This is a genomic window from Streptomyces sp. bgisy027 (genome assembly GCF_057710365.1).
This window is the reverse complement of the sequence record NZ_JBYIVZ010000114.1, coordinates 1-4,269: the sequence shown is the minus strand read 5'-3', so window position 1 is coordinate 4,269 and position 4,269 is coordinate 1. Positions and strand designations below refer to the sequence as shown.

General features: G+C 70.1%; 3 protein-coding genes. 1 reads left to right on the top strand and 2 read right to left on the bottom strand.

The genetic code is table 11. The features are described 5' to 3' along the window. The coding region (locus AC3ETA_RS47545) for an amidase (RefSeq protein WP_432199129.1) at nt 1–1,340 on the bottom strand (1,340 nt) is incomplete at its 3' end. Between the two features lie 815 nt (nt 1,341–2,155). Then, nucleotides 2,156–3,118 carry an alpha/beta fold hydrolase gene (locus tag AC3ETA_RS47540; protein WP_432199128.1) on the bottom strand — a complete coding sequence of 321 codons (963 nt, stop codon included), beginning with the start codon at nt 3,116–3,118 and terminating at the stop codon, nt 2,156–2,158. A gap of 117 nt (nt 3,119–3,235) precedes the next feature. On the opposite strand from AC3ETA_RS47540, the gene AC3ETA_RS47535 reads away from it, so the two are divergent. Next, on the top strand, nt 3,236–4,216 hold the full coding sequence (locus tag AC3ETA_RS47535) for a helix-turn-helix transcriptional regulator (protein WP_432199130.1): 981 nt from the start codon (nt 3,236–3,238) through the stop codon (nt 4,214–4,216). Nucleotides 4,217–4,269: the final 53 nt, after the last annotated feature.

Here is a 4,269-nt window from a genome sequence, read left to right as displayed (position 1 = left end):
TCCAGCGGCGCCGTCCGCCGCCAGGGCCGCAGCTCCTCCATCCGCTCCGCCAGCGCCAGCAGCTGAGCCTCCGAGCCGGGCCGCCCGACCAGCTGCACGGCGGTGGGGGCGCCGGACGGCAGCGTGCCGAGCGGGACCGCCATCGCGGGCCAGCCGGTGAGGTTCCACGGCGGGGTCAGCGGCGAGTAGTTCGTGTTGGCCATGATGTTGCGCAGCCAGCCCCGCTCGTGCCAGGGCTCGGACCTGGGGGAGCGGCGGGCGAGCGCCGGGGTGAGCAGCACGTCGTACTCGTCGAAGAACGGCTCCAGCCTCCGGCGCAGTTCCGCCCGGCTCGCACTGACGCGTACCCGGTCGACGAAGCGCCTCCCGACAGCGGCGTGCACCCGCGTCCGGCGCGTGAGCTGCCGTGCGTCGAGGCCCTGGGCGTCCACGGCCGTGCCCGCGGTCCAGTGGGTGAGCGAGGTGACGCCCAGCGACATCGGGTACGGCGGGTCGGCCCGGCGTACCTGGTGGCCGGCCTTGATGAGCAGCCCGGCGGCCTCGCGCGCGGCACTCGCGTACGGCTTGCTGACGGCGACCCCGGCCATCGGGCTGCGCAGGGAGACGGCTATCCGGTACGTGCCGGGCGTGGCCGGGCGTACCACCTCGGTGCCGGCGAGGACCGACAGCATCAGGCGGGCGTCCTCGACGGTGGTGGCCAGCGGGCCGTTCTCCGACATGCCGAACCAGTCGCCGTCGCTGATGCCGGCCGGGACCACGCCGGTGCCGGGCTTTATCGTGACCAGGCCGCAGTTGGCCGCGGGTATCCGCAGCGAGCCCATGCCGTCGTTGCCGAGGGCGATCGGCACCATGCCCGCGGCGACGGCCGCCGCGCTGCCGCCGGACGAGCCGCCCGCCGTGCGCGAGGTGTCCCACGGGTTGCGGGCGGTGCCGTGCACACCCTCGGTGGTGCCGAAGACACACAGCTCCGGCACGTTGGTCAGCCCCACGACCACCGCGCCGGCAGCCCGCAGCCGGGCCACGGTGACATGGTCCTCGGCGGACGGAATGTCCGGCGTGGCCGCGGAGCCGACACGCTTGGACTCGCCGCGCACCGCGAGGTTGTCCTTCACGGCCACCGGCACGCCCGCCAGCGGCAGTTCGGCGAGGTCGCCGCGCGAGGCGACCTCGTCGGCCTCGGCGAGCGCGGCCTCGGCCCGCACCACCCGGAACGCGCCGATGCCGCCGTCGAGGCGCTCGATCCGGGCCAGGTGCTCGGCCACCACCTCCCGGGGGGTGGCCCGCTTCTCGCGTACGGCGGCGGCGATCTCGGTGGCGGTCCGGCCGACCCAGCTGGTCACGGGCGCTCCTCAGGGGTTACTCGCGAGTATGTAGGAGGAACTCTGCCCCTCGGCGGGCCCGGCGTCGAGAGGCCGGGCCCGCCGGGCTTGGATATTCGCGTAGCTGTTGTCGGAGGTGTGGTTCGACGGCGTACAGGTCCGCATCCCGCCGGACAAGGTGGAGAAGTAGGACTGGGACAGCTGGTACACCCTCGTCCGGTCCCTCGCGCCCGACGCGGCGAACGCCGTGTCCGGACCCGATGTGCGCCGGGTCGGCAACGAGGGTGGGCCGGCCCGGACGAGTGGAGCGTCGTACCGGTCCGGGAGAAGGACCACGGCCGCACCGGCTACGCCCTCGCCTGCGACGCGCCCGACATGGGCGGCCGCGCCGCCCTGATGCTCGCCGGCGAACCGGCACCGACCGGACCCGCCCGCCGAGGCGCGAAGCCGCCCGTCTTCCCCTCGCCGCGATCGACGACCCGGCGCCGCCGGAGGCGCCGGGCAAGGCCCCGGCCGGAACGCCGACGCTGGACGTGTGCCCGGAGACAGGCCGTGCTCGGCTCTCCCACCGCCGGGCCGAGGAGATCGAGGACATCGAGGACCTGGACGGCTTCACACTCCACCGGTTTCGCCACAGTGCCCTGACGCACGACGCCGAGGGCGGCACCTCCCCCGATGCTGCTGGCCCGTTCCCGCCACGCCTCCGTCCGCTCCCTGGAGCGGTACGCCCGCCCCGGCGTCGACGCGGTCGCCCGGCACGTCGCGGAGCGTGACCCCGCCGCAGAGAGGAGACCGGGGCCAACGAGCCGACCAGCCTCAGGTTCCTCGAAGCAGGATCACGAGACACTGGACGGCTGGACGGCGTCCCGCTGGTCCAGCCACTTGAGAATGGCCTGGTTCGTTTCTTCCGGCTTCTCCTGCTGGATCCAATGACCGCAATCCAGACTGACCACTTCCACATTCGGCACGAACTCTGTCAGTCTTTCAGACCTCGAGACCAGATCGCGGTCGCCGTAGATCATGAGGGTGGGCTGTTGGATGATCGGGTCGACGTCCGCCAACAGCCACCAGTTACGGTCCAGGTTTCTGTACCAGTTCACACTGGCCGTGAACCCTGATGATTCGAAAGCGGAGACGAGAACAGCCAGTTCACTGTCGCTCATGACGGGATCACCGAGTGGCGTTTCCGCTCTGGCGAGATCGATCAGCGCCATACCCGGCTGAGGCTCCCTGGGGGGCTCGTTCTTCCGGTACAGGTTGCGAAGGAACTGGAAGGTGTTGTCGTCGAACACGGCGTCCGCGACACCTGGTTGCCGATTGAAGTGGACGAAGTAGAAGTCACCACCAAACATGTCCTCCATGAACTCGATCCAGGGCTTCTCTCCGCGCTCCTGGTAAGGCAGGCTCAGATTGATCACCTTGTTTACACGGTTCGGATGCAACAGGGTCAGTCCCCAGACGACGAACGCGCCCCAGTCATGGCCGACGAAAGTGGCGTCTTCGTATCCGTAGTGGTCGAGGAGCGCGACGAGGTCACCCGACAGGTGCTCGATGTCATAGTCCGCCACTTCGACCGGGCGGGACGAATTGCCGTAACCCCGCTGGTTCGGTGCGATGACGTGGTAGCCGGCTGCGGCGAGGGCGGGCATCTGGTGGCGCCAGGAGAAGGCGTGCTCCGGCCAGCCGTGGCAGAGCACGATGGGCTTTCCCGCGTTCTCTCGGCCTGCTTCGAAGACTTCGAGTTCCACACCGTTGACCGGAATGAGGGTGGGCTCGGGAAAATCGGCTGGATCGAACATTTGCATTTCCTCTCCGGCGGCGTTCGCTGGCGGTCGACCTCCTCGGTGAGGTCATGTCGCCATCCTGCTGCCGAAACCGGTCACGTCATGACCGGTTTATGTGAGAGTTTTGTCGGTGTGCGAACCGACCGGCTGGTGGCCATCCTCCTCATGCTGCAACGGCGCGAGCAGGTGACGGCGGCAGAGGTGTCCCGAGAGCTGGAGGTCTCCGAGCGCACCGCCCGCCGCGACCTCGACGCCCTGGCCATGGCCGGGGTGCCCGTGTATTCCGTGCAGGGCCGAGGCGGCGGCTGGCGCCTCGTGGGCGGCGCCCGTACCGACCTGTCCGGGTTGACCGCCAGTGAGGCCCGCGCCCTGTTCCTGGCTGTAGGCCCGGCCTCGGCTGCGACGCCGGCCGTGAAAGCAGCTCTGCGCAAGCTCGTCCATGCTCTGCCGGAGCCCTTCCGGGTGCAGGCCGAGGCAGCAGCGTCGTCGCTGGTCACAGACCCGCAACGATGGGGGGCGAGCCGGGTCGAGCACCGGCCGCCCCGCTTCCTCGACCAACTCCAGGACGCGGTGATCCGCGGCGTCCAGGTGCGGCTCGGCTACGTCGACAGCAAAGGCGTCGACACCTGCAGAACCGTCCACCCGCTGGGCATCGTCGCCAAAGGTCCGGCGTGGTACCTCGTCTCCGACACCGGGAGGGGCCGACGGGTCTTCCGGATCGACCGCGTGTCGTCCGCCGACCCGACCGACGATCCCGTGCACCGGCCCGAGGACTTCGACCTTGCCGAGAGCTGGTCCGAGATCGCCGACGAGGTCGACCGCAAACGAACGCCGCTGGAGATCCAGGCGGTATGCACCCCCCACGGGATAGGCATACTCCGGATGGCGTTCGGCGGCCGGCTCGACGTGGGAGGTGCCACGACCGACGGCCGCGTCGAGGTCGTGATCCGCGGCCACAGCGAGTACATGCTCGCCGGCGAGCTCGCCGGGCTGGTCGAATGGCTCGAGGTGACCGGCCCTCCGGGTGTCCGGGACCACCTGGCCTCGATCGGCAGCGCGCTCGTCGAACGATACGGCCGACCGCGCACCAGCGGAGACCTTCACGCTTCTTGAAGCGGACGGGACAGAGTTTCGAGAACAGTTCCGCTCCATGGCGTGGGTTCGTC

Excerpts from the sequence above, each read along its gene's own strand:
- AC3ETA_RS47540 (WP_432199128.1), bottom strand. The coding sequence starts at position 3,118 with ATGTTCGATCCAGCCGATTTTCCCGAGCCCACCCTCATTCCGGTCAAC.